Raw genomic sequence first — 24347 nt, forward strand, 5'->3', positions numbered from 1 at the left:
GTCTGTTCGGCAAAGGCCTTGTCGAAGGCCGGCCCCATGGCCGCCTTGAAGGCGGCATTCTCCGCCGGCGTTGCGATATGCACCTTGACGCCCCTGCCCTGCAGATCCTTCGGCGCATCCTTCGCCGCCTCCTGCGAGGCCTCGATCGCCCAGGCCGAGGCCTTCTCGCCGGCCACCTTCAGCGCCGCCTTGGATTTGGCGCTGAGCTTGTCATAGAAATCCGGGTTGACGTAGCCATGCAGGTAGGCCGCCAGTACCGGTGTGACCGTCATGTGGTCCTGCACCTCGTAATACTTGCGCGACCAGGCCGCCGCCACATCGGTGATGCCGGCATCCAGCACGCCGGCAGCGAGCGCCTGATAGACCTCGCTGCCCGGCAATGACGAGGGTACCGCGCCCATGGCGATCAGGCCCTGGTCGAACGGCCCGCCGAGGCCGCGGATCTTCACGCCCTTGAAATCCTCCGGCTTCACCAGCGCCCGGCCCTTGGAGGTGAACACGCTGGTATTGGTCTGGAACATCCAGGCGACGTTCTTCACGCCCTTTTTCAGCAGGCGGTCTTCGAGGAAGGCGGCCGCCTCCGAGGTTGGCCATTTCTTCCACGCCTCGATCGACGACATGGTGTAGGGCCCGACCGTGACATTCATCAGCGGCAGCGTCTTGCCCCACTGGAAATTCAGCGAGAAGGCGCATTCGATGTCGCCCTTGGCGACGGCGGCGATGTTGTCGTTGGCCTTGACCAGGCTGTCGGCGCCAAACACCTCGACGGCAAGCTCGCCGCCCGACTGGCTTTTCAGCTCGGCCGCCCAGCGGTCGACCACCTTGGCGATATGATGCGCCGGCGGCAGCTGGTGGCTGCAGCGCATCTTGGTGGCGGCGAAGCCCTGGCCGCTCCACAGCGCGGCAACCGCCAGTGTGGCGGCGTAAGCAGCAAACCTGATCATTGAATCCTCCCGATTCGACATTGCTTTGTTATGGATTAGCTTTGTTATGGATTACCTGTAGTCCGGATGCCGGCTCCCCTCCGGCTTTTTTCCTCCGTCACGCCGCCGCGCCGGCCAGACGCCGCGGCAGGCCAGCCCGCGCCAGCGCGCCATACAGCGTTTCGTCCGGCATCGCAGCCTGCACTATGGCGCGCACCGCTACCAGCCGGTCGATGTCGATGCCGGTGGCAAAGCCCTTCGACTCACACAGAAAGACCAGGTCCTCGAACACCACATTGCCGGTAGCGCCTGGCGCGAAGGGACAGCCGCCCAGTCCGCCGAGCGAACCATCCAGCGCACGCGTGCCGGCATCCAGCGCCGCCGCGGCATTGGCGATGCCCATGCCGCGGGTGTCGTGCAGATGCACCAGCACGGGCGCCGCGCCGGCCAGCCTGACCACCCGGGCGGTCAGGTCGTGGACCTGTTTCGGGCCGGCGAAGCCGACCGTATCGGCGAGACCGACGGAATCGGCGCCTGCCTCGAAGGCACGCTCCGCCAGCCGCACGACCTCGTCGGGATCGACCGCCCCGTCCAGCGAACAGCCGAAAGCCATGGAAATGCCGACGCTGACCAGCGGCCGGTGCGCGCTGGCATCGCGCAGGGCGCAGATCTGGCGCAGATCCTCGATGGCGACATCGCGACTGCGATGGGCATTGGCCTGGGAATGCGCCTCGGTGGCCGACAGCACGCAGCTCAGCTCGGCAACGCCGGAGGCCAGCGCGTTCTGGGCGCCGCGCATGTTGAGCACCAGGGCGACCGGGTGAGCGCCAGGCAATGCATCCACTGTGGCAATCATCTCCAGCACATCGGCGAATTGCGGGAATTTCGCCGCCGGCAGGAAGGAACCGACCTCGAAATTGCGCACGCCGGCAGCATATTCCGCCTTGATCCACTGCCGCTTGGCCTCGGTGGAGGGGAAGCTCTTCACCAGTTGCAGGCCATCGCGCAGGCCGACTTCGCGCAGCGTCACGCGATCCTGCGGATAGATATCACCCACCGCCGTCATGCAGCCCCCTTTCGCCCGGTCGTCGCATCATCCAGGCCCAGTTCGGCCAGAATCGCGGCGGTGTCGGCACCCAGCACCGGCACCTGCAGGCCATCGCCCAGCACAGCGCCATTGATTTCCAGCGGCAAAGCCGGCGCGCGGAAGGGCTTGCCCTTCACATCGGTGGCGGTGACCAGGCCGCCGGGCCGCAGCACATGGGGATCGTTGAACAGGTCTTCCGGCCGGTTGATCGGCGAATAGCAGATGTTGAGGCGGTCGAGCTTGGCCGAGAGATCGGCGATGCTTTCGCGCTTCACCCGCTGGGCCACCAGCGGCAGGATGCGCGGCCGGGCAAAGATGCGGTCGGTGGTGGTTTTCAGCGCCGGATCGGTGAGCAGTTCGTCGAGGCCGAATTCGCGGCAGAATACCTGCCAGTGCTGCTCGGTGACCACGCCGATGAACAGCTTCTGGCCATCGCTGGTTTCGAAGATGTCGTAGACCGGCCAGGAATGCTCACGCTCGGGGAACGACTTCGGCGCCACGCCGGTCATCTCGTACTGCACCATGTGCTGGGCGACGAGGAACAGGCAGTTCTCGAACAGGCCGATGCGGATGGCCGTGCCCTTGCCGTCTCGGCTGCGGCTGAACAGGGCCGCCAGGATGGCGATGACGCCGAACATGCCGCCCATGATGTCGTTGGCCGAGGAACCGACGCGCAGCGGCCGCTCGCGCGTGCCGGTCATCGCGGCCAGGCCCGACATCATCTGTACGACCTCGTCCAGCGCCGGGCGGTGTTCGTAGGGGCCGGACAGGAATCCCTTGTGGCCAGCGATGATCAGATCGGGAAAGCGGGCCTGCAGGTCGTCCTGGCTCAGGCCCTGGCCGGCCAGCTGGCCGTCGCGGAAATTTTCGAGGAACACATCGGCGGTTTCCAGCAGGCGATACATCGCCGCGCGGCCCTCCGGCTGCGCGAGATCGAGGACCATGCTGCGCTTGCCGCGATTGAACAGGGAAAAGAAGCCGACGCCCATGCCGCCCAGATTGCGCGTCTTGTCGCCCGCCGGGGGCTCGACCTTGATCACTTCGGCGCCGAGCTGGGCCAGGATCATGCCGCAGGTGGGCCCCATCACCATGTGGCTCATCTCAACGACGCGGATGCCCGCGAGGGGCAGACCCGTTCCGGCCATATGCGGCTGCCCTCCCGGCGACTGGTGGTTGTTGGGTGCAAGAATATGCATTCCCTTTCGATCTGAAAAATATAAAATAAATAACAATATGTTCTAAATTATAGATCGAACTGCGATGGACAGCCGCCAGCTCCGCTATTTTGTTGCCATCTACGAGCAGCGGAACCTGTCCCGCGCCGCCGACCTGTGCGGCGTGGCGCAGTCGGCGCTGAGCCACCATATCGGCAACCTGGAAGCCGAATTCGCCACCCCGCTGTTCATGCGCAAGCCGCGCGGCATGCAGCCGACCGCGGCAGGAGAACGGCTGTACCAGCATGCCAAGGCGATCCTGCGCGCCATGGCCACCGCCGAGAGGGACATCCGGCTGGCCAACGAGGACATCTCGGGCGAGGTCTCGGTCGGCATGGCCTATTCCGCCGTGAAGGCGATCGGCCTACCCTTCATGAAAACCGTGCTCGAGACCTATCCGAAGGTGAAGATGTCGCTGACGGAAAGCCTGTCGGCCTCGACCCTGATGCATCTGATGGCGGCCGAGGTGGATATCGCGCTGGTCTACAACCCGCCGATGGACCCGCAACTGGGAACCGAACCGGTGCTGGAGGAGCAGATGGTCTGCGTCGGACGGCGCAGCATCATCGGCGACACCGATGAGCCGATCCGCTTCGACGAACTGCTGACCCTGCCGATCATCCTGCTGCGCCAGGGCGTGTCGTCTCGCGCCCTGCTCGACGATGTCGGACTGCTGCGCAAGCTGGAGGCCAACGCCAAACTGCAGATGAACTCGGTGCATGCCATCGCCGGTGCGCTGATCGCCGGGCTCGGCTGCGTGATCGGCACCACCCTGTTCATGCGCGAGGCACTGGAAAGCGGCGAATTGCATGCCCGCGTGATCAGCGAACCGACACTGACCCGCACGCTCTATCTCTGCCATCTTGCCGACCGGCCGGCGACCTTCCTGTCCGAGACGATGCGGCGGCTGATCCTCGGGCTGGTGCAGGCAGAAATAACCGCGGGCCGATGGGCGGCGCGATCGCTGATGCAGGGCTGACCGGGGCGCCTGCCCTACTCGATGAATTCCTTCGCATCCGGGATGCGGTTGAAGGCGATCTTGGCGCCCATGAACTCGGCGCGATGGCCGGGCAGCGCACCGATATGCACGGTATCCTTGCCGAACTTGCCGTTCAGCCTGTCCATCACCGCCGAGAGCTTCGCGCGCGCCGCCGCCTGTTCCGGGCTGCGCTCGTGGCCCGAGCCGCCCGCGAAAAGATCGAGCGTGACCTGCTGTTCCGGCACCAGGCCATGCAGCGCGATGCCGACCTTCCTGAAGCGACCGCGGCGCGGGCCGGTTTCCGTCAGCATCGCCTGCCACAGCCGCGCGGCGGCATCAAGCAGCACGAAATTGTCCTGCGTCTGGGTCAGGCGGAAATCGGCGGCCCAGCGCTCGCCATTCTCGAACCGCGCCTTCAGGTAAAAGCCGGAGGCGAGATAGCCCATGCGCCGCAGCCGGCTGCCCGCCTTGGTGCAGAGGCGGCGCACGACGAGGAAGGCGGACTCGGCATCGCGGAATTGCGGCGGCAGTACATGCTCATGGCTGACGCTGCGATGCTCCGATGACTGGTGATAATCACCATAGCCACGCAGCCGCGCGCAGAAGGCCGGGCCTTCCTTGCTGCCCCAGATCTCGCGCGCCCGGCGCGGATCCAGCGCCCAGAGCTCGGCAATGCTCCCGATGCCGGCCTCATTCAGCCGGCGCTCCATGTTGGGGCCGATGCCGGGCAGGTCGCGCAGGTGCAGCGGCAGGATGCGGTCGGGCAGCTCGTGGCGGTGGATCACCGTCAGGCCGTCGGGTTTCTGCATGTCGCTGGCCAGTTTGGCGAGGAACTGGTTGGGTGCGATGCCGATCGAGCAGCGGATGCATTCGCCCAGATTCTGCCGCAGGCCGGCCTTGATGCGATTGGCCAGGGCGCGCGCCTCGGGCTCCAGCTTCTGCGGCCCCATCAATTCGCAGGACACTTCGTCGATCGACCACGACTTGTAGACCGGGATATGGCGGTCGACCTCTTCGAGGATACGGTGATGGTAATCGACATAGACATCGTGGCGGGCATCGACCATGGCGATGCCGGGGCAGAGGCGCCGGGCCTCCCAGACCGGCGTGCCGGTCTTGATGCCGAAGGCCTTGGCTTCATAGGAGGCGGCAATGGCCGAGGTGGTCTCGCTCATCACCGGCACCACCATCACCGGCCGGCCGCGCAGGCGCGGATTCTCCTGCTGCTCGACGGAGGCGAAATAGCTGTTGAGGTCGAGATAGAGCCAGTTCAGCGAAGACGCCTCCCATAAGACGCGCTGAGCCGCGCGCTGGGCGGCGCGATCCCGGGTCGGGTTCAGGCTGGAGCTGGCGGCGAACGTCGTCATGGCTCCGAATTTTACCGGATTATCCATGAAAACGAAATGGGAACATTATCCCGGCCGCTTAAGCGCCGGAGCGTTTCCCGGCGCCGAACGGCGCCTGAGTTTTTTTTGCTGCGCTGCTATGCGCCGCAGCGTTTCCACTGGCTGATATCCCAGTGGAAATGCTTGGCATGGGCGGCGTCGGCATTGGGGCCGAGCACCACCGAGAAATAGCGGCAGGCGGCGCGGTTCACATCACGCAGATATGTGCCTTCCCTGCCCCGGGCGCGGAAATGATCCGTCACCGAGATGCGGCCGCCATTGGCGAGCGTGAAACCCCAGATGTCGATGGCGCGGCCATGGCCGTGTTCGCTGATGCGCTTGCCGTTGCCGGTCATGGCCTTGCAGGTGAAGCCGCCGGCATGGTTGAGCTGGGCCAGCGACTGGCCGAACAGCTTCTGCGCCTCGGGCAGCAGCACTTCCTGCTCGAACTGCACCAGCCGCAGGGCCATCGGGCAGGTCAGCTCGACCGGGCGGTTCAGCGTGAGGCCCGTGCGCATCAGCTTGACGCCGTTCTGCAGGGTGCAGCCATCCTTGCCCGGTTCGGCCTGGGCGATCAGCTCGAATTGCGCGCCGGTGGCCTGCAGGTCGTTGAGGCAGGCTGACTGGATGGCGTCGCGGTTCGGCCAGAGCAGCAGCGCGCCGCCATGGGGCAGCGGCGGCGCCGGTGGCGCCACCGGCTGTTGCGAACGCGGCGCGCAGGCGGCGGCCAGCAGTAGGACGATGACGGATGCCATCCGGAGCGAGGTCATTCTGAAACCGGCAGCCACAGCACCTCCTCGATGCGGCTGGCACCGGCCAGCAGCATGACCAGGCGGTCGACGCCCAGGGCAATGCCGGCGCAGTCAGGCAGGCCATGCTTCAGCGCGGCGATGAAATCGGCATCGATCGGATAATCATAGCCGTAGAGGCGTTTCTTCAGCGCCATGTCGGCCTCGAAGCGCCGCTGCTGCTCGGCAGCGTCGGTCAGCTCGGAAAAGGCATTGGCCAGTTCCATGCCGCAGGCATAAAGCTCGAAACGCTCGGCCAGCCGAGGATTGCCCGACTTGGGCCGGCTCAAGGCTGCCATGTGAATCGGATAATCGTGCAGGATGGTCGGCGCGCCGAGGCCGAGTTTTGGTTCCACGCGGTCCAGCGCCACACGGAAATAGAGATCGTCCCAGCTGTCGCCCGCGTCGACGCGGAGGCCGATCCCGGCGCAGGCCCCGCGCATGGCGGCCAGGTCGGGCCTGAGCGGATCGGGGCCGATGCAGGCCTCGATGTCGATGCCGGCATACTGCGCGAAGGCCTGCTGCACGGTGAGATACTGCCAGGATGCGGCAATCTCCGCCGTCTGGCTCTGCCAGCGCAGGGTGGTTCTGCCACAGGCCTGGGCAATGCTGCGCAGCAGGCTTTCGCAATCGGCCATGATGGCGCGGTAATCCTGGCCGGCGCGATACCATTCCAGCATCAGGAAGGCCGGATGATGGGTGGCGGCGCGTTCGCCGTTGCGGAACACCGGGGCCAGCTGGAACAGTTTTTCCTCGCCGGCCGCCAGCAGCTTCTTCATGGCGAATTCGGGCGAGGTGTGCAGATAAAGCTGCCGGAACGCCCCATCCGGCTGCTCCAGGCGGGTCTCGAAAGCCTTCAGATGCGGCTCCAGCCCGGGCGAAACCTGCAGGGCGGGGGTTTCCACCTCGACGAAGCGAAGCCGGCCGAACTGCGCGCGAATCGCCTGCAGCACGGCCTGGCGCAGCAGCAGGTTGGGCCGCCGCCGGGCATAAAGGTCGGGGTGCCACCAGGGGATGACGCCGGAAGGGCCGGAAAACTGCATTTTCGCCGCGACTCGGGTTGAGCGGGGGGTTCTGACCTGATAGTTTCCGCGCGGTTTTTTAGCAAGCGGGTCCGTACCGGGCCCGCTCATTCGTTTCCGGAGATATCCATTTATGGCCAAGGTGAACGCCAACCAGCTCCGCAAGGGCAATGTGGTGGAGATCAACGGCAAGCTGTTTGCCGTGATCACCGCGCAGAATATCCAGCCCGGCAAGGGCACCCCGGTGACCCAGCTCGACCTGCGCGACCTGTCGACCGGCATCAAGACCACCGAGCGCTACCGCACCACCGAGTCGGTCGAGCGCGTCTATATCGAGGATCGCGAATTCACCTACCTGTTCACCGAAGGCGACCAGGTCACGTTCATGGATGTCGAGAATTACGAGCAGATCGGCGTGCCGGCCGAAGTGGTGGGCGACCAGGCGGTGTGGCTGCAGGATGGCATGAAGGTCGATATCGCGCTGTATGAGGGCAAGCCGGTTTCGGTCACCCTGCCGCAGACCGTGATCATGGAAATCACCGAAACCGAGCCGACCGTGAAGGGCCAGACCGCGTCGTCGTCCTACAAGCCGGCCATCGTGTCGAACGGCCAGCGCGTCATGGTGCCACCGCATGTCTCGGCCGGCACCCGCATCGTGATCAATATTCAGGAAGGCGGCGTCTACCTGGAACGCGCCAAGGACTGATTTCCGTAATCACGCTGGCAACGAAAAACCCGCCGGAGCGATCCGGCGGGTTTTTTCCTGGTCGCGCGACGAAGCCGGCTCAGGATTTTGCGTCGAAAACCTTGCGCGCCGCCGTCACCGCCGCGCCATGGCGGATCGCCCATTCCCACACGCCGCATAAAGCCTCGGTCAGCTCCACGCCCAGAGGCGTCAGCGCGTAATCCACGCGCGGCGGCACTTCTGCATACACCTGTCGCACCACCACGCCATCGCGCTCGAGCTGGCGCAGGGTCTGGGTCAGCATCTTCTGGCTGATGCCGTCCAGCCGCTCGCGCAGGCGCGAGAAGCGCATGGCGCCGCGCTCGTACAGCTCGTCCATCACGCGCAGGCTCCATTTGTCACCGAAGCGCACCATCAACTCACGCACCAGTTCCTCGGCTTCCGGCGAAATGATGCAGACGCCCTCGCCACAGGCCGCCGGTGCACCGGGGCGCATGGCCGGCGGCATAGTTTCCGGCAGGTGCCTATCGGTCGTCGAAAGTGCCTTATTGCTCATGATCTGCGGGGCCCGATATAGGGTTGCTGGTGCGGACAGGATACGCGTTCTGAAACGCGGATGCGACCGGCGATATTTTGTCCGCCGTCACAGGATCAGCCAAATCACGAGGTCTTGCTTTCTTCGCGAAGGATTATAGTTCGTTTCACCAGCAGGGGGGCCGCATGTTCGCCCCATATTCACAGCATTAAAATTCGCCGCCGGCACAATCCGTTGAATCGCCGGCTTATCCATCGCTTTCCACACCGCCCCAGTGGAGGATCACCATGGCTATTTCATTCACCCTCAACGGACGCCCGGTCACGCTGGATGTCGATCCCGACATGCCTTTGCTCTGGGCCGTGCGCGACGAGATCGGCCTGACCGGCAGCAAGTTCGGCTGCGGCATGGCGCAATGCGGCGCCTGCACCATGCATGTGGAGGGCCAGCCGGTGCGCGCCTGCTCCACCCCGCTTTCGGCCATCGCCGGCCAGAAGGTCACCACCATCGAGGGCCTGGCGGGCAGAGTCGCCAAAGCCGTGCAGGATGCCTGGGTGAAGCATGAAGTCGCGCAATGCGGCTATTGCCAGTCGGGCCAGGTGATGTCGGCCGTCGCATTGCTGACTGAAAACAAGCGGCCGAACGATGCCGATATCGACGCCGCCATGCAGGGCAACATCTGCCGCTGCGCCACATATGTGCGCATCCGCGCCGCCATCCACGATGCCGCCAAGACAGTGAGGGCCTGATCATGACGACCATGACCAAGATCGATCTTCCCCAGAAGGCTCTCCTGGCTTCGCGCCGCCGTTTCCTGCAGGGCGCGGGCGCTACCTCGCTGGGCCTCGTCGTCGGCTTCCACTGGGCGCCGCGCAACGTGATGGCGCAGGCGGCTGGCAACCCGACGATGATGAATGCCTTCATCCGCATCGCGCCCGACAACACCGTGACCGTGCTGTCCAAGCATCTGGAGATGGGCCAGGGCGTCTATACCGGGCTGGCGACCATCGTGGCCGAGGAGCTGGATGCCAACTGGGCGCAGATCCGCGCCGAGGGTGCACCGGCCGATGCCAAGCTCTACAATAACCTGGCCTTCGGCCCGGTGCAGGGCACCGGCGGCAGCACGGCGATCGCCAATTCCTGGGAACAACTGCGCAAGGCCGGCGCGACAGCGCGCGCCATGCTGGTGGCTGCGGCCGCCGAGCAATGGAAGGTGCCGGCCGGCGAGATCGTGGTGAACAAGGGCGTGGTCAGCCACAAGTCGGGCAAGAAGGCCAGCTTCGGCCAGTTGGCCGCCAAGGCCGCGACCATGACGCCGCCGGCCGAGGTGACGCTGAAGGACCCGGCCAAGTTCCAGTATATCGGCAAGTCGGTGGCCCGGCTGGACAGCCGCGCCAAAAGCAACGGCACGGCGCAGTTCACCATCGACGTGAAACTGCCCGGCATGCTGACCGCGCTGCTGCAGCGTGCGCCTTTGTTCGGCGCCACGGTGAAAAGCTTCGATGCCAGCAAGGCGAAATCCGTGCCCGGCGTAGTGGAGGTGGTGCAGGTTTCCAACGGCGTGGCAGTGCTGGCGAAAAACTTCTGGGCCGCCAGCAAAGGCCGCGAGGCGCTGGTGATCGAATGGGATGAGACCAACGCCGAGAAACGCGGCACCGACCAGATTATGGCCGAATACCGCGAACTGGGGAAAAAGCCGGGCCTGCCGGCTCGCAAGGAGGGCAATGTCGACGACGCCTTTGCGAAAGCCGCCAAGGTGATCGAAGCGACCTACGATTTCCCCTATCTGGCCCATGCGCCGATGGAACCGCTGGACTGCGTGGTGAAATATGATGCCAGCGGCGCGGAAATCTGGGCCGGCGACCAGTTCCAGACCATCGACCAGATGAATGCCGCCCGCGTGCTGGGGTTGAAGCCCGAGCAGGTGAAGATCAACACCCTGTTCGCCGGCGGCAGCTTCGGCCGCCGCGCCAACACGGTGTCGGACTACATCGTGGAAGGCGCCGAGATCGCCAAGGCGATCGAGGGCAAGGAGAGTATTCGGGGGGCGCCGGTGAAGCTGGTCTGGACCCGCGAGGACGACATCCAGGGCGGCCGATATCGCCCGATGTATCACCACGCGCTGAAGGCCGGCATCGACGCGCAGGGCAACATCGTCGCCTGGCAGCATCGCATCGTCGGCCAGTCGATCATCGCCGGCACGCCGTTCGAGCCGGTGATGGTGAAGGACGGCATCGACCATACCTCGGTGGAAGGCGCCGCCAACCTGCCCTACGCCATCCCGAACATGAGCGTGGAACTGCACACCACCAAAACCGGCGTGCCGGTGCTGTGGTGGCGTTCGGTGGGCAGCACGCATACCGCGTTCGCCACCGAGGTGTTCCTCGACGAGATCGCCGCCGAGACGAAGCAGGACCCCGTGGCCCTGCGGCGCAAGCTGCTGACCAAGCATCCGCGCCATCTGGGCGTGCTGAACCTGGTGGCCGAGAAAGCCGGCTGGGGCAAGCCACTGGCGAAGGGCCGGATGCGCGGCGTGGCGGTGCATGAATCCTTCAATTCCTTCGTGGCGGAAGTGGCCGAGGTCGCGCTGCAGCCCGACGGCAGCTGGAGGGTCGAGAAGGTGGTGGCGGCGGTGGATTGTGGCATCCCGATCAACCCGGCGATCATCCGCGCCCAGGTGGAAAGCGGCATTGGCTTTGGCCTGTCGGCCACGATCAAGCCGGGCATCAGCCTGAAGGGCGGCAAAGTCGAGCAGTCGAATTTCCACGACTACGAGGTGCTGCGCATCCACGAGATGCCGAAGATCGAGGTGCATATCGTGCCCTCGAAGGAAAAGCCGACCGGCATCGGCGAACCCGGCACGCCGCCGGTGGCGCCGGCGGTGGCCAATGCGCTGATGGTGGGCACGAAACAGGTGTTCCGCGCCCTGCCCCTGCCCGAGGCGGTGAAATCGGCGTAAGATATCCACCCTTCAATCAGGCCGGCGGCAGCGATGCCGCCGGCTTTTTTATGCCGTAAAGCGCAGGCCCTGGCGGTGGCGCCAGAGCAGCAGCACGCAGGCGCCGCCGGCCAGCGAGAAGGGCAACATCGCCAGATAGGTCAGTCCGCCGGCGAGCGGAAACAGCGGCCCGATCGCCAGCGTGGCGGTTGCCAGCACAGTGGCATTGGCGCCGGTATACAGCGTCTGCGCCGTGGCCGAGGCATCGGGAGCAACGCCATCGGCCAGCAACCGCATGGCGCCGAGATGGGCGCAGCCGAAGGTGGCGGCATGCAGGAGATTGAGCAGCACCAGCCATTCGAAGCTGTCCATCGGGCCGGTCAGGCCCCAGCGCAGGATGCCGCCCATTGCCGCCAGCGCCATCAGGCCGACGCCGCCGGTGCGCTGCGCCACGCGCTGGCCGACGGCGAACAGGATCACCTCGGCCAGCACGCCTTCGGCCCAGAGAAAACCGATCTGCGCATCAGACAACCCCGCCTCGCGCCATTGCAGCGTGCCGAAGGTGTAGAGCATCGCATGGCTGGCCTGCAGGCAGGCATTGGCGCCGAGGAAAGCCAAGAACAGCCGGTTGCGCAACAGTTGCAGCACCGGCGCACCGGCCAGCTTCGGCCGGTCCAGCGGTAGGCGCAGGTCGGGCAGCAGATGGCTGGCCAGACTTAAGGCCAGCAGACCGGCCAGCAGCAGGGCGAAAATCCAGTCGTCGTCGCGTCCCTTCAGCCACAGACCGGCCAGATAGGCGGCGATGAGGAAACTGACGCTGCCCCACAGCCGCAGCCGGCCGTATTGCAGGCCGTAGCGCGAGGCCGCCAGCAGCGCGACATTCTCGCTGAACGGCGTGATCGGCGACCAGATCGCCGCATGCAGGATGCCCAGCAAAAAGATCGGCCAGAAGCCATGCGTCCACCAGAAGGCCGCGAACACGGCGCAACTGGCCCAGCTCAGGATGATGATGGCCTGGCGGCGGGCGCCGCTGCGGTCGACCAGATGGGCCGCCGTCGGCCCGGCCACGAGTCGGATCAGGATCGCGCTGGACAGCACGGCGGAAATCTCAGGCGCGCTCAGGCCCCGCGATTGCAACCAGACCGACCAGAAGGGCAGATGCACCCCAGGCACGAGGAAAAGCGCGGCAAAATAGAAGCTGATCCGCCAGGCGATATTGCGACGTTCGCCGCTCATAGAAAACTCCGGATGCCCAGGAAACAGGCAGGGGAAAATTGTTTACAATCTAGCCACAACAGTGTTTACAATCTCTTCTATATGCGGCGCACAACAGGCGCCGGGGGAATCATCCTACATTGTCCGGCCCGGCCGGGCTCGGCAGGGGGACTGGATCGCATGGTGGCGATGGTAACGGGATGCGGCCGCGAGTTTAAGCGGCGCGGCGGGGGGACGAGCGTCTGATGCAGGGCCCCGCATTCGTCAAGATCGACGGCGTCAGCCTGACCTACCGGCAGGCCGAAGAGGAAACCCTGGCGGTCCAGGACCTCAATATCGACATCCAGGAAGGCGAGTTCGTCGCTGTGGTCGGGCCTTCAGGCTGCGGCAAATCCACGCTGATGAAGCTGGTGACCGGCCTGCTCGACACCTCGGCCGGCAGCATCACCATCGGCGGCAAGCCGGTGAAGGGCCCGGTGCAGGGTGTGGGCATGGCCTTCCAGAATTCCACCCTGCTGCCCTGGCGCAACACGCTGGACAACGTGATGCTGCCGCTTGAGATCGTCGAGCCGCACAAGCGCCGCCTGCGCAGGGAAAAGAAGGCCTATATCGACCAAGCCATGGCGCTGCTCAAGACCGTGGGCCTGGCCGATTTCGCCGACAAGTTCCCCTGGCAGCTGTCCGGCGGCATGCAGCAGCGCGCCAATGTCTGCCGCTCGATCATCCATGAGCCGCGCCTTTTGATGCTGGACGAGCCGTTCGGCGCGCTGGACGCCTTCACCCGCGAGGAATTGTGGGGCGTGATGCAGGCTTTGTGGATGGAAAAGCGCTTCACCGCGATCCTGATCACCCATGACCTGCGCGAGGCGGTGTATCTGGCCGACCGCGTCTTCGTGATGAGCAAGCGGCCGGGCAGGATCATCATGAGCAAGGCGGTGAACATTCCACGGCCGCGCTCACTGGAAACCACCTTCGAGCCGCATTTCGGCAACATCGTGCATGAGCTGCGTGAGCATATCCATTCGGTGAGGGAATCGTGATGAACGAGAAAATGCTCATCCGCTCGATGCCCTGGCTGGTCACCATCGGCCTGTTCGTGTTCTGGGAAGCGCTCTGCGTCATCACCGGCGTCGAGACCTTCATCCTGCCTCGGCCGTCCGTGGTGTTCGCCTCCATGGTGCAATTCGCGCCACAGATCCTGCATCATTCGCTGCAGACGCTGATGACCACCACGGCCGGCTTCGCGCTCGGCGTGGTCGGCGGTGCCCTGCTCGGCATCTTCATCGGCGCCTCGCGGCTGGTCTATGTCGGCCTGTATCCGGTTCTGGTCGGGTTCAACTCGATCCCAAAGGTGGCGATCGTGCCGGTGCTGGTGATCTGGTTTGGCATCGGCACCATCCCGGCGATCATCACCGCCTTCGTCATCTCGTTCTTCCCTATCGTGGTGAACGTGGCGACCGGCCTGGCCACTATCGAGCCGGAATTGCGCGACGTGCTGCGTTCGCTCGGCGCGTCGCGGACGGAAATCCTCACCAAGATTGGACTTCCGCGCGCCATGCCCTATCTGTTCGCCTCGCTGAAGATTGCCATCACGCTGGCCTTCGTCGGCTCGGTAATCGCCGAGACGGTGGCGTCCAACGAGGGCATCGGATACCTGATGCTGTCGGCCTCTTCGAGCTATAATGTGCCGCTGGTCTTCGCCGGGCTGATCGTCGTCGCCATCATGGGCGTGCTGATGTATGCCGTGGCGGTGTGGTTCGAGCGGCGCATGACCGGCTGGGCGTTCCGCGGCAGCGACCTGATGAGCTGACCGCGCCCGTCCTGACGGGTATGTAAACCGGAGGCAGCCGAGGAGACAGAAATGTCCGAACCGACCCGGTTCGTATCGCGCGGCCAGGTAATGGTGGTGGGGCCGGATGCGCCCCATACCATGACGGTGCTGGAATATCTGCGGCTCAGGCTGCGCCGCACCGGCTCGAAGGAAGGCTGCGCCGAGGGCGATTGCGGCGCCTGCACCGTGGTGATCGCCGAGCTCGGCCCCGATGGCGGCCTGCGCTACCGCGCGGTGAATGCCTGCATCCTGTTCGTGCACCAGCTGGACGGCAAGGCGCTGTTCACGGTTGAGGATCTGGCCGACGGGAATGGCCAGCTCCATCCGGTGCAGCAGGCGATGGTTGATGCCCATGCCTCGCAATGCGGTTTCTGCACGCCGGGCTTCGTGATGTCGCTGTTCGCCTATTTCCACGGCCACGAGAAAGCCGATGATGAATCCCTGAAGGACGCTTTGGCCGGCAACCTGTGCCGCTGCACCGGCTATCGCCCCATTCTGGAGGCCGGCCACCGCATGTTCGAAGGCGGCAGCATGGACCGTTTCGCCGCCGAGGAAGCCGCACTGACGGCACAGCTGAAGATCCTGGCCGACGGCCGCCACCGCATGCTGCGGCATTCCACGCCCGGAGGCGACTTCATCGCCCCGCGCAGCACAGCCGAACTGGCCGAGACCCTGAGCGCCCTGCCGGCCGGAGACGTCTGGCTGCTGGCCGGCGGCACCGATGTTGGCCTGTGGGTGACCAAGCAGGGCCGGGCGCCGCGTAGCATTATCTCTCTAGGCGGCATCCCGGAGCTGAAGCGGATCGATGAGCGCCCAGACGAGACCGAGATCGGCGCGGCGGTCACGTATACGGACGCGTTCGAGGCGATCGCCCGCCTGCACCCGGCTTTCGCGCGCATGCTGCGCCGCCTGGGCTCCACGCAGATCCGCAATTCCGGCACGCTGGGCGGCAATATCGCCAATGGCAGCCCGATCGGCGACAGCATGCCGGCGCTGATCGCGCTGGACACCATCCTCAAATTGCAGGGCAAGGCCGGCACGCGGACCATGCCGCTGGAGGATTTTTTCCTCGGCTATCGCAAGACGGCTTCGAAATCCGGCGAATTCGTCGCCGGCGTGACGGTGAAAAAGCCCGGCCCGCAGAGCCATGTGGGCATCTACAAGCTCTCGAAACGCTTTGACCAGGATATTTCCGCCGTGCTGGCGGCTTTCCATGTGGTGCTGGAGGGTGATGTCGTGAAGCAGGCACGCCTTGCCTATGGCGGCATGGCCGGCATTCCCGCCCGCGCCAAAGAGGCCGAGGCGGCACTGGCCGGCCGACCTTTCACGCCCGACGGCATCGAGCCTGCCGTGGCAGCGCTGGCGGCCGATTTCTCCCCCATGAGCGACATACGCGCCTCGGCCGAATACCGCCTGCTGGCGGCGCAGAACCTGCTGCGCAAATTCTGCGTGGAAGTGAGTACCGGTAAACCCATCGGCGTGGAGGCGGCGGAATGACGTCGACCGTCCATAAGCCGGTCAAACATGACAGCGCGCCCAGGCACGTGGCCGGCACGGCGCGCTATATCGACGACCAGCCCGAGCCCGAAGGATTGTTACATGCCGCCCTGTGCCTGAGCGACCGGGCGCATGCAAAAATCCTGAGCATCGATCTTTCCGCCGCGCTGGCGCTGCCAGGCGTGGCGGCCGCAATTACCGTGCAGGATGTGCTCGGCGATCCAGACATCGCGCCGGTGGTGCCCGGCGAGCCGGTTCTGGCCCAGGGCACAGTGCAATTTCACGGCCAGCCGGTGGCCGCCATCGCCGCCCATGACCTGGCCACAGCGCGCCGCGCGGCACGATTGGTGCGCATCGCATACGAAGACCTGCCGGCAATCCTGAGCATCGAGGAGGCGGTGGAAAAGCAGAGTTTCCTGCTGCCGCCGCTGGGCCTGAAACGCGGCAACGCAGCGGTCGCGATTGCCAAAGCGCCGCATAAGCTGTCCGGCGAATTGCGGCTGGGCGGGCAGGATCATTTCTATCTGGAGGGCCAGGTCAGCATCGCCGAACCGCGCGAGGACGGCGATATGATGGTGCGCTGCTCGACGCAGCATCCTTCGGAAGTGCAGAAGCTGGTTGGCCGCGTGCTGGGCTGCCCAATGCATGCCGTGACGGTGGAATGCCGCCGCATGGGTGGCGGCTTCGGCGGCAAGGAAACCCAGGCGGCGCAGTTTGCCTGCATCGCAGCCCTGCTGGCCGCAAATTGCGCCAGGCCGGTGAAACTGCGGCTCGACCGCGACGAAGACATGATCATCACCGGCAAACGGCATGACTTCCTCTCGCGGTATCACGTCGGCTTCGACGATGAGGGTCGCATCCTGGGCTACGAGGTGACGCTGGCCGGGCGCGGCGGCTGGGCGGCCGATCTGACTGGCGCCATCGTCGACCGCGCGGTATTCCATGCCGATTCCAGCTACTGGATTCCGGATGTCAGCATCACCGGCCTGTGCTGCAGGACCAACACGGTCTCCAACACCGCCTTTCGCGGCTTTGGCGGGCCACAGGGCATGGCCACCACGGAATACGTGATCGACGAGATCGCGCGGCATCTGGGTCGCGATCCGCTGGAGGTGCGGCTGGCCAATCTCTATGGCAAAGACGAACGCAACGTCACGCCGTATTTCCAGACCATCCGCGACAACATCCTGCCCGAACTGTTCGATGAACTGCTGGTCAGCAGCGACTACAAAAAACGCCGGCAGGAGATCGATGCCTTCAATGCGCAGAGCCCGCATCTCAAGAAGGGCCTGGCGATCACGCCGGTGAAGTTCGGCATTTCGTTTACCACCACTTTCCTCAACCAGGCCGGCGCGCTGGTGCTGATTTATGAGGACGGTTCAGTGCAACTGAACCATGGCGGCACCGAGATGGGCCAGGGCCTGTATGTGAAGGTGGCGCAGGTGGTGGCCGAGACGCTGGGCGTGTCGCTGGACAAGATCCGCATCACCGCCACCCGCACCGACAAAGTGCCGAATACCTCGGCCACCGCCGCCTCGTCAGGCGCCGACATGAATGGCAAGGCGGCGGAGAATGCCGCACTGGATCTGCGCGGCCGGCTGGCGCAGGTGGCCGCACCTTTACTGGGCGTGCCGGCGGAGCAGGTGATCTTCAAGAACGACATGGTGAGCGGCGGCGGCAAGGCGCTGCCCTTTGCCGAGGTGGCGCACAGGGCCTGGCTGGGGCGGGTATCGCTGGCGGCATCGGGCTTCTATGCCACGCCCGACATCCATTTCGACCGCGCCAGCGGCCGCGGCAATCCGTTCTACTATTTTGCCTATGGCGTGGCGGCGACCGAAACCATCGTGGATTGCTTCACCGGCGAATACCGCTTCACCCGCGCCGATCTGCTGCATGATTGCGGCAACTCGCTCAATCCGGCCATCGACCTGGGCCAGGTGGAAGGCGGCTATCTGCAGGGGCTGGGCTGGCTGACCATGGAAGAGTTGTGGTGGGACGACAGAGGCCGCCTGCGTACCCATGCCCCCAGCACCTACAAGATTCCCACCGCGCGCGACCTGCCGGAAGATTTCCGCGTGCAGCTGGTGCATGGCCGCGCCAATCCGGCGCACACGGTGTATCGCTCGAAGGCCGTGGGCGAGCCGCCATTGATGCTCGGCATATCGGCGTGGCTGGCGCTGAAGGATGCGGTAACGGCGGCAGCCGGCACCAACCGCGTGCATCTGGATGCGCCGGCCACGCCGGAACGTGTGCTGCTGGCCATTCAAGCCGCCAGGCAACAGGCTGAGGCACCCGTGACTATGGCGGCAAAATGACCTCGCTCTGGCTCAACGCACTGACTGACCTGGAAACGCGCGGCATTCCGGCCGTGCTGATCACGGTTGCCGCCACAGATGGGTCAGCGCCGCGCGAGGCCGGCACCAAGATGGTGGTGACACCTGACGATGCCATTGGCACCATCGGCGGCGGCACCCTGGAATTCCGCGCCATCGAAATCGCGCGCCAGATACTGGCCGGCAAACAGGGGCCATCCTTACGCAAATTCCCCCTCGGCCCCTCGATGGGGCAATGCTGTGGCGGCGCCGTGACCCTGCTGTTCGAGCCACAGCGGCCGGATCTTTTCACCATCGCTTTGTTCGGCGCCGGCCATGTGGGCAAGGCCATGGTGCAGGTTCTTTCGGCCCTGCCCTGCAAAATCCGCTGGTTCGATCCACGGCCCGACGCCTTTCCCGATCACGTGCCACCCGGCGTGGAGATCGAAGTGACCAACACGCCGGAACGCGACGTGACCAGCCTGCCCGACAATGCCTGGCTGCTGGTGATGAGCCACAGCCATGCGCTGGACCTAGGCATCGCGGCCAAGGCATTGCAGGAAAACCGCTTCGCCTTCGTCGGCCTGATCGGCTCGGAGACCAAGCGGGCGCGTTTCGTGAAACGCTTCCGTGAGCTGGGCCTGACCGAGGAACAGATCGGACGCCTGACCTGTCCGATCGGGATCGACGGCGTTTCCGGCAAACATCCGGGCGAAATCGCCATTGCCACGGCGGCACAGATTCTGAAGCTGCGCGCGACACAGAAACAGGCGCTGCGCGTGGTGGACGAAAGCGCGGCAGAATAAGACGAAAGCCGTCATGCCCGGGTTCAGCCCGGGCACCCAAACGCATTTGAACGGTAAGACGTGGATGGCCGGAACAAGTCTGGCCATGACAATGGACTGGAGCCTAAAGCCCCAGAATCTTGAGCTGCTCTTCCAGCTCGGGATTCGACATTGGATAGTCGGTACCGTTGCGAGCATTCAGCATCATGCGCGGCGGTACGCGGGCGATGTCGCGCTGGATCATCACGGCCGTGCGCATGGAGAATCTGGCGCGCCAGACCAGCGCCGTGATCAGACGGCCGTTGCGGGCCTCCAGCGCCTTCTGGATTACTGACATCGGAATGCGGCCATTCTGCACCAGGGACTGCAGCACGAAATTGCGGTCGTTACGCTCGATGGCGTCCTGCACGGCGTCGTTGTCGAGCTTCTTGGCTTTGATCAGCTTTTTCACCTTCACCTCGGCCTCGGCCATCGGCGTCTGCCCATCGCTTTCGGCCTCGCCTTCCTCGATTTTGGCCTCTTCCAGCTTCACGTCGAGGCGCTTTTCCATCACCTGACGCACCTCGGCCAGCGCATCGGCGGGCAGGTCCTTGCGCTCGGACAGGAGTTTGAGCAGCGAGGCGGCGACGAAGCCGGCGATGCGTTTGGCTGCCTTGCCCGGCAGGTTGGGGCGATGCACCAGCGGTTCATGCCAGCTTTCCACGCTGGGCGCGGCATCGAGGATCAGGTCGAGCGTTTCCTCGCGGATCTGCGCCGAATCATTGGCCAGCAACGAGGCCACCGCCGAGATGTCGCGGGTGGCGGCAATGGCATCCGACACGCCGGTCGACAGGCCGACGCGGCGGGCGATGGCGGTGAGCGCGCCCGACTGGGCCGAGCCAGCGACGATCTCGCGCAGGTCGTCATCGCTCAGGAGCGGCGAGAATTGCAGCACCGGCGCCGAGACGATCAGCTCGACATCCTGGGCCAGCTGCTTGACCAAGTGGTGCGGCACGTTGGTGGCGGATTTCAATGCCTCCGACAAGGCTGCGCGGATGCGGGTCAGCTCGTCCTGCGCCAGCAATTCGAGCGTCTGGATCGCCACCTCGCGTGCCTTGCTGGCCTCGTCTTCCGGCATGGCCGGCAACAGCCGGGCGACCTTCTCGGCCAGGCGGCGGCGCACTTCCTCGGAAGCATCGTTGGCCAGCAGCAGATAGGCCTGGGCCGGCGTCGCCTCGTTCTCGGCGATGGCGCGGCGCACCTCTTCGGCCGCATCGACCGCGAGGTAGTATAGGATTTCCGGCTGGGTGTCGCTGCGCTTGGCCAGTTGCAGGCGCACGGCGGGATCTTCCGATGCCGCCAGCGCCTTGGCCTTTTCATAATCCACGCCCTTGCCGATCACGCTGCTACCTCGCCTTCCGCATCGGGCGGCAATGCGATATGGCTGCGCCCCTTGCCGCCTTTCTTGGCGGTGTACATCGCCTCGTCGGCGCGCGCGATCAGGGATTCGGTGCTTTCCGGCCCATCAAGCCGGGAAAACACGATACCGATCGAATAGCCGAGCGGGAAGCCCTCGACGCCATACTGCCTGTCGATCTCGCGAACCGAATCATGCAGGCGGGCGGCGATGGATTCAGCCGCGGCTCGGTCGCTTTCCTCCAGCCAGAGCAGGAATTCGTCGCCGCCGATGCGCGAGGCAAGGTCGACGGCGCGCAGCATGCGCCTGGCCGCCTCGGCCACGGCCTTCAGCACCTCGTCACCGGCCTGGTGGCCATGCACGTCGTTGACTTTCTTGAAATTATCGAGATCGAAATAGATCAACGTGCCGCGCAGCTTGTTGCGCAAATGGCGCGGCAGGCGTTTCTCCAGCTCGGCCAGGAAGGCGCGGCGGTTGAGCAGGCCGGTCAGGCCATCGGTGTTGGCCAGGCGATTGAGCTGCTTGTGGGCGCGGCGCAGGGCGTCAACGCGTTCGCGCGCCTCGGTCACGTCGCGCGCCACGCCGCGCACGCCAAGCCAGGCCCCCTTGGTATCGCGCACCGGCAGGCAGGACACTTCAAAACACCCGACCGAACCATCCTTGCGGCGCAGGAAAATCTCGGCCGCTTCCATCGGCGTTTCCGTCTCAAAGGGCAGCACGGCGGGTCGCGGCGTATCGGGCGTTTCCTCGGCCAGCAGGTTGCGCGCACTGGTGCCTTCCAGCTCGCGGGCACTGAAGCCCAGCGCACCGCGCGGCGAGACGAAACCGAAGCTGCCATCCGCCTTGGTTTCCCACGCGAAGTCGGTCGAGCAGATGACCAGATCCTTGAACAGCTGGCGCGACTGCATCAGCGCCTGGGTCAGGTTGCGTTCCAGCGTGCTGTCGCGGCCAAGCAGCAGCAGGCGGCGCGCGCCATCGGCATCGCCATAGACGATCAGGGTGAGATGCAGGGCGATCCCGCCACGCGGACCGGGCAGATCGGCGCGATCCTGTCGCGTCCGGCCATCCTGCAACGCTGCGTCGAGCGCCGCCGCCAGCGCCGGCAGCCGTCCCGCCCCCAGTTCGGCCAGCAGGGTATCAGCGGCGGCATTGGCCAGCAGCACGCGGCCCTCGGCATCCAGCACAGCGGCGGGTCCTGGGAAAGCCGGCACCAGAGCCTCTGGCGCCAGAGCCGGCAAACCGGTCAATTGCGCTGCTGTCACGCTTTCGGGCAACCCTGCCCCTCCCTGTCGTCAATCGGTCTGACGGGACCGCCAACGGCCCCGGATACTCGCCATTCTAGCCAGAACCGCCTATGCTGCGAAACCGTGATCGCCCCGCTTTCCCAGCCGCTTGCCGATGCCGGCACCACCCCCGTCGTGCCGCTGCGCGATGCCGGGCTGGCACGCGCCGAGACCTGGATTTTCGATCTCGACAACACGCTGTATCCGGCCGAGTGCAACCTGTTCGCGCAGATCGATGTGAGGATGGGCCGCTTCATCGCCGACCTGTTCAAGGTGGGGCCGGACGAGGCGCGCCGACGCCAGAAGGGCTTCTTCCAGGCCCATGGCACAACCCTGCGAGGCCTGATGGTCGAGCATGGCGTCGACCCGGAAGCCTTCCTGGATTACGTGCATGACATCGACGTTTCCGTCGTCGCGCCGCTGCCGACCCTGACTGAGGCACTGGATCGCCTGCCCGGCCGCAAGCTGATCTACACCAATGGCACCGTGGCCCATGCTGACCGCGTGCTGGAGCGGCTGGGCATCTCCGACCGCTTTGACGGCGTGTTCGACATCGTCGCCTCGGCCTATCTGCCCAAGCCGCAGGAACCGCCCTATCACCAACTGGTGGAGCGTTATGGGATCGCGCCGCAGCGCGCGGTGATGGTGGAAGACATGGCCCGCAACCTGAAGCCGGCCGCCGGCCTGGGCATGACCACCATATGGGTGCCCACCGCCTCGGCCTGGGCCCAACCCGAACAGGGTGATGACCATATCCACCATGTGGCGCCCGACCTGGCGTCCTTCCTGGCCGCCCTGCCGCTGGACTAGGCCATTCCTGCAGCCGCCCCCGTTGACTTGGGGGGTATGGCGGCTATTGTCTCGCGGTTTTCGCACTCCCGCCCGATTTGACGAGGATTTCCCCATGACCGACGCCACGCTCAAGGCCCAGCTGCAGCCCGTGATCGACGCCGCCTGGGAGACCCGCGACCAGGTCAATTTCAGCACCAAGGGCGAGGTGCGCGAGGCGGTGGAAGCCACGCTGAACGCGCTGGACGACGGCAAGCTACGTGTCGCCGAGAAGATCAGCGGCAAATGGGACGTGAACCAGTGGGCCAAGAAGGCCGTGCTGCTCAGCTTCCGCCTGACCGACAACATGCTGATTTCGGATGCGCCGGGCGGCGCCCACTGGTTCGACAAGGTGCCGTCGAAATTCGCCGGCTGGAGCGAGCAGCGCTTCCGCGGCGCCGGCTTCCGTGCCGTGCCCGGCGCCGTGGTGCGCCGCGCCGCCTATATCGCGCCGGGCGTGGTGCTGATGCCCAGCTTCGTCAACCTGGGCGCCTATGTCGACAGCGGCACCATGGTGGATACCTGGGCCACGGTGGGCTCCTGCGCCCAGATCGGCAAGAACGTGCATCTCTCGGGCGGCGCCGGCATTGGCGGCGTGCTGGAGCCGTTGCAGGCCAATCCGGTGATCATCGAGGATAACTGCTTCATCGGCGCGCGCGCCGAGGTGGCCGAAGGCGTGATCGTCGAGGAGGGCGCCGTCCTCTCGATGGGCGTCTATCTCGGTGCCTCGACCAAGATCATTGACCGCGCCACCGGCGAGGTGTTCCAGGGCCGCGTGCCGGCCTATTCGGTGGTGGTGTCGGGCAGCATGCCGGGCAAACCGTTGCCCAACGGCCAGCCGGGCCCATCGCTGTATTGCGCGGTGATCGTCAAGCGCGTCGATGCCCAGACCCGCTCGAAGACCTCCATCAACGAACTCCTGCGCGACTGATCACGCTTCGTTAACGGAGTGCGGCAAAACTGGCCGGAATCTTTCCGAGTCGCTCCATGTCACAAGACCGCCGAATCGATCCCAAAGCCTTCCGCAACGCCACCATCCTAGTCGCGGAAGGTAACCGAGCCATGCGCCATGCCCTGCGCAATGTGCTGCTGGGGATGGGCTTTCCCAGCATCATCTTGACCGGCAGCGTGGCCGAGACGATGCGCCAGCTGATGATCCAGACGCCCAGCGTGCTGCTGCTCGATCACAAGCTGCCCGGTGGCGACGGCCTCGCCCTGACCCGGCGGCTGCGCCGCGATCGCGAGGATGTTGGCCGCGTGCCGATCATCCTGATGGCCGAGACGCCGGATGCCGCCCTGGTGATGGCGGCCCGCGATGCCGGCGTGCATGAGATCGTGGTCAAACCGCCGGCCGTCGAGGCGCTGGTGCGGCGATTGATGTATGTGCTGAAAACGCCGCGACCTTTCGTGCGTGTCAGCAGTTTCATTGGCCCCGACCGTCGCCGGCTGAATGACCGCCGCCGCGGCAACGACCGCCGCTTCATCGAGCTGGAGCCTGAGGATATCCCGAACGCCGATCGCCGGCAGCGAGCCACGCGGCGGACCGGCAAGGACCGGCGGCGCAAAGGCGCCCCCGCCTAGCCCAATCCCAAAAAGAAAGGCCGGCCAAAAAAGAAAGGCCGGTCGGGGCGGGGACACCGAAGC

General features: G+C 65.3%; 22 protein-coding genes. 12 read left to right on the forward strand and 10 right to left on the reverse strand.

The features are described 5' to 3' along the window. From dctP to Q1J79_RS03250, 3 genes are all read right to left on the reverse strand, one after another. On the reverse strand, nucleotides 1–944 hold a 944-nt coding region (gene dctP / locus Q1J79_RS03240; RefSeq protein WP_300296415.1), incomplete at its 3' end, for a TRAP transporter substrate-binding protein DctP. 97 nt (nucleotides 945–1041) lie between these two features. Then, complete coding sequence (locus Q1J79_RS03245) at nucleotides 1042–1989, reverse strand: hydroxymethylglutaryl-CoA lyase (RefSeq protein ID WP_300296418.1); 948 nt, start codon at nucleotides 1987–1989, stop codon at nucleotides 1042–1044. Next, entirely contained in the window at nucleotides 1986–3155 is a 1170-nt protein-coding gene (locus Q1J79_RS03250; RefSeq protein ID WP_300296420.1) for a CoA transferase, read from the reverse strand. The genes Q1J79_RS03245 and Q1J79_RS03250 overlap by 4 nt, the downstream gene beginning before the upstream one ends. A 115-nt stretch (nucleotides 3156–3270) precedes the next feature. Here Q1J79_RS03250 and Q1J79_RS03255 point away from each other — a divergent pair, with 115 nt between their 5' ends. Then, nucleotides 3271–4203 carry a LysR family transcriptional regulator gene (locus Q1J79_RS03255; protein WP_300296423.1) on the forward strand — a complete coding sequence of 311 codons (933 nt, stop codon included), beginning with the start codon at nucleotides 3271–3273 and terminating at the stop codon, nucleotides 4201–4203. Between the two features lie 14 nt (nucleotides 4204–4217). Here the strand turns inward: Q1J79_RS03255 and Q1J79_RS03260 are convergent, their stop codons facing one another. The 3 genes from Q1J79_RS03260 to epmA all read right to left on the reverse strand — a co-directional run bounded on the left by Q1J79_RS03260 (nucleotide 4218) and on the right by epmA (nucleotide 7419). After that, nucleotides 4218–5570 (reverse strand): hypothetical protein, encoded by a 1353-nt coding sequence (locus Q1J79_RS03260; RefSeq protein ID WP_300296426.1) that lies wholly within the window; start codon nucleotides 5568–5570, stop codon nucleotides 4218–4220. A gap of 116 nt (nucleotides 5571–5686) precedes the next feature. Next, nucleotides 5687–6358: an extensin family protein gene (locus Q1J79_RS03265; protein ID WP_300296428.1), complete on the reverse strand. Its 672-nt coding sequence runs from the start codon at nucleotides 6356–6358 to the stop codon at nucleotides 5687–5689. Then, nucleotides 6355–7419: an EF-P lysine aminoacylase EpmA gene (epmA, locus tag Q1J79_RS03270; RefSeq protein ID WP_300296431.1), complete on the reverse strand. Its 1065-nt coding sequence runs from the start codon at nucleotides 7417–7419 to the stop codon at nucleotides 6355–6357. The genes Q1J79_RS03265 and epmA overlap by 4 nt, the downstream gene beginning before the upstream one ends. 112 nt (nucleotides 7420–7531) lie before the next feature. Between epmA and efp the strand changes: the two genes are divergently transcribed. After that, entirely contained in the window at nucleotides 7532–8104 is a 573-nt protein-coding gene (gene efp / locus Q1J79_RS03275; RefSeq protein WP_300296434.1) for an elongation factor P, read from the forward strand. 79 nt (nucleotides 8105–8183) lie between these two features. Here efp and Q1J79_RS03280 read toward each other — a convergent pair whose 3' ends face one another. Continuing rightward, nucleotides 8184–8579: a helix-turn-helix domain-containing protein gene (locus tag Q1J79_RS03280; RefSeq protein WP_300296436.1), complete on the reverse strand. Its 396-nt coding sequence runs from the start codon at nucleotides 8577–8579 to the stop codon at nucleotides 8184–8186. 326 nt (nucleotides 8580–8905) lie between these two features. On the opposite strand from Q1J79_RS03280, the gene Q1J79_RS03285 reads away from it, so the two are divergent. Continuing rightward, on the forward strand, nucleotides 8906–9367 hold the full coding sequence (locus Q1J79_RS03285; RefSeq protein ID WP_300296439.1) for a (2Fe-2S)-binding protein: 462 nt from the start codon (nucleotides 8906–8908) through the stop codon (nucleotides 9365–9367). 2 nt (nucleotides 9368–9369) lie between these two features. After that, nucleotides 9370–11577, forward strand: a complete 2208-nt coding sequence (locus tag Q1J79_RS03290) for a xanthine dehydrogenase family protein molybdopterin-binding subunit (RefSeq protein ID WP_300296442.1) — start codon at nucleotides 9370–9372, stop codon at nucleotides 11575–11577. A gap of 48 nt (nucleotides 11578–11625) precedes the next feature. Here Q1J79_RS03290 and Q1J79_RS03295 read toward each other — a convergent pair whose 3' ends face one another. Next, nucleotides 11626–12792, reverse strand: a complete 1167-nt coding sequence (locus Q1J79_RS03295; protein WP_300296445.1) for an MFS transporter — start codon at nucleotides 12790–12792, stop codon at nucleotides 11626–11628. A gap of 224 nt (nucleotides 12793–13016) precedes the next feature. On the opposite strand from Q1J79_RS03295, the gene Q1J79_RS03300 reads away from it, so the two are divergent. From Q1J79_RS03300 to xdhC, 5 genes are read left to right on the forward strand one after another with little or no spacing between them, the layout of a single operon-like run. Next, nucleotides 13017–13811: an ABC transporter ATP-binding protein gene (locus Q1J79_RS03300; RefSeq protein WP_300296448.1), complete on the forward strand. Its 795-nt coding sequence runs from the start codon at nucleotides 13017–13019 to the stop codon at nucleotides 13809–13811. Further along, nucleotides 13811–14581, forward strand: coding sequence for an ABC transporter permease (locus tag Q1J79_RS03305; protein WP_300296451.1), 771 nt, complete (start codon nucleotides 13811–13813; stop codon nucleotides 14579–14581). The genes Q1J79_RS03300 and Q1J79_RS03305 overlap by 1 nt, the downstream gene beginning before the upstream one ends. Before the next feature lie 51 nt (nucleotides 14582–14632). Beyond that, on the forward strand, nucleotides 14633–16099 hold the full coding sequence (gene xdhA, locus Q1J79_RS03310; RefSeq protein ID WP_300296453.1) for a xanthine dehydrogenase small subunit: 1467 nt from the start codon (nucleotides 14633–14635) through the stop codon (nucleotides 16097–16099). After that, nucleotides 16096–18414, forward strand: coding sequence for a xanthine dehydrogenase molybdopterin binding subunit (gene xdhB, locus Q1J79_RS03315; protein ID WP_300296455.1), 2319 nt, complete (start codon nucleotides 16096–16098; stop codon nucleotides 18412–18414). The genes xdhA and xdhB overlap by 4 nt, the downstream gene beginning before the upstream one ends. After that, complete coding sequence (xdhC, locus tag Q1J79_RS03320) at nucleotides 18411–19217, forward strand: xanthine dehydrogenase accessory protein XdhC (RefSeq protein WP_300296458.1); 807 nt, start codon at nucleotides 18411–18413, stop codon at nucleotides 19215–19217. Before xdhB ends, xdhC begins: the two co-directional genes overlap by 4 nt. A 103-nt stretch (nucleotides 19218–19320) precedes the next feature. Here xdhC and Q1J79_RS03325 read toward each other — a convergent pair whose 3' ends face one another. Further along, nucleotides 19321–20577, reverse strand: coding sequence for a DUF2336 domain-containing protein (locus tag Q1J79_RS03325; RefSeq protein WP_300296461.1), 1257 nt, complete (start codon nucleotides 20575–20577; stop codon nucleotides 19321–19323). Further along, nucleotides 20574–21803 carry a sensor domain-containing diguanylate cyclase gene (locus tag Q1J79_RS03330; protein WP_300296464.1) on the reverse strand — a complete coding sequence of 410 codons (1230 nt, stop codon included), beginning with the start codon at nucleotides 21801–21803 and terminating at the stop codon, nucleotides 20574–20576. Before Q1J79_RS03330 ends, Q1J79_RS03325 begins: the two co-directional genes overlap by 4 nt. Nucleotides 21804–21959: 156 nt before the next feature. On the opposite strand from Q1J79_RS03330, the gene Q1J79_RS03335 reads away from it, so the two are divergent. From Q1J79_RS03335 to Q1J79_RS03345, 3 genes are all read left to right on the forward strand, one after another. After that, nucleotides 21960–22685: a pyrimidine 5'-nucleotidase gene (locus Q1J79_RS03335; RefSeq protein ID WP_300296467.1), complete on the forward strand. Its 726-nt coding sequence runs from the start codon at nucleotides 21960–21962 to the stop codon at nucleotides 22683–22685. A 94-nt stretch (nucleotides 22686–22779) separates the two neighbouring features. After that, nucleotides 22780–23634 (forward strand): 2,3,4,5-tetrahydropyridine-2,6-dicarboxylate N-succinyltransferase, encoded by an 855-nt coding sequence (gene dapD / locus Q1J79_RS03340; protein ID WP_300296470.1) that lies wholly within the window; start codon nucleotides 22780–22782, stop codon nucleotides 23632–23634. Between the two features lie 56 nt (nucleotides 23635–23690). Further along, nucleotides 23691–24284, forward strand: coding sequence for a response regulator (locus Q1J79_RS03345; protein ID WP_300296473.1), 594 nt, complete (start codon nucleotides 23691–23693; stop codon nucleotides 24282–24284). Nucleotides 24285–24347: the final 63 nt, after the last annotated feature.

Origin of the sequence: Ferrovibrio sp., from assembly GCF_029255545.1 — a bacterium.
Classification (GTDB): domain Bacteria; phylum Pseudomonadota; class Alphaproteobacteria; order Ferrovibrionales; family Ferrovibrionaceae; genus Ferrovibrio.

Coding starts and splice junctions, on each gene's coding strand:
- Q1J79_RS03345 (WP_300296473.1), top strand. CDS start 23,691: ATGTCACAAGACCGCCGAATCGATCCCAAAGCCTTCCGCAACGCCACC.
- Q1J79_RS03280 (WP_300296436.1), bottom strand. CDS start 8,579: ATGCGCCCCGGTGCACCGGCGGCCTGTGGCGAGGGCGTCTGCATCATT.
- Q1J79_RS03285 (WP_300296439.1), top strand. CDS start 8,906: ATGGCTATTTCATTCACCCTCAACGGACGCCCGGTCACGCTGGATGTC.
- Q1J79_RS03305 (WP_300296451.1), top strand. CDS start 13,811: ATGAACGAGAAAATGCTCATCCGCTCGATGCCCTGGCTGGTCACCATC.
- Q1J79_RS03245 (WP_300296418.1), bottom strand. CDS start 1,989: ATGACGGCGGTGGGTGATATCTATCCGCAGGATCGCGTGACGCTGCGC.
- dapD (WP_300296470.1), top strand. CDS start 22,780: ATGACCGACGCCACGCTCAAGGCCCAGCTGCAGCCCGTGATCGACGCC.
- epmA (WP_300296431.1), bottom strand. CDS start 7,419: ATGCAGTTTTCCGGCCCTTCCGGCGTCATCCCCTGGTGGCACCCCGAC.
- xdhA (WP_300296453.1), top strand. CDS start 14,633: ATGTCCGAACCGACCCGGTTCGTATCGCGCGGCCAGGTAATGGTGGTG.
- Q1J79_RS03260 (WP_300296426.1), bottom strand. CDS start 5,570: ATGACGACGTTCGCCGCCAGCTCCAGCCTGAACCCGACCCGGGATCGC.
- Q1J79_RS03255 (WP_300296423.1), top strand. CDS start 3,271: ATGGACAGCCGCCAGCTCCGCTATTTTGTTGCCATCTACGAGCAGCGG.
- Q1J79_RS03300 (WP_300296448.1), top strand. CDS start 13,017: ATGCAGGGCCCCGCATTCGTCAAGATCGACGGCGTCAGCCTGACCTAC.
- xdhB (WP_300296455.1), top strand. CDS start 16,096: ATGACGTCGACCGTCCATAAGCCGGTCAAACATGACAGCGCGCCCAGG.
- Q1J79_RS03250 (WP_300296420.1), bottom strand. CDS start 3,155: ATGGCCGGAACGGGTCTGCCCCTCGCGGGCATCCGCGTCGTTGAGATG.
- Q1J79_RS03295 (WP_300296445.1), bottom strand. CDS start 12,792: ATGAGCGGCGAACGTCGCAATATCGCCTGGCGGATCAGCTTCTATTTT.
- xdhC (WP_300296458.1), top strand. CDS start 18,411: ATGACCTCGCTCTGGCTCAACGCACTGACTGACCTGGAAACGCGCGGC.
- Q1J79_RS03265 (WP_300296428.1), bottom strand. CDS start 6,358: ATGACCTCGCTCCGGATGGCATCCGTCATCGTCCTACTGCTGGCCGCC.
- efp (WP_300296434.1), top strand. CDS start 7,532: ATGGCCAAGGTGAACGCCAACCAGCTCCGCAAGGGCAATGTGGTGGAG.
- Q1J79_RS03290 (WP_300296442.1), top strand. CDS start 9,370: ATGACGACCATGACCAAGATCGATCTTCCCCAGAAGGCTCTCCTGGCT.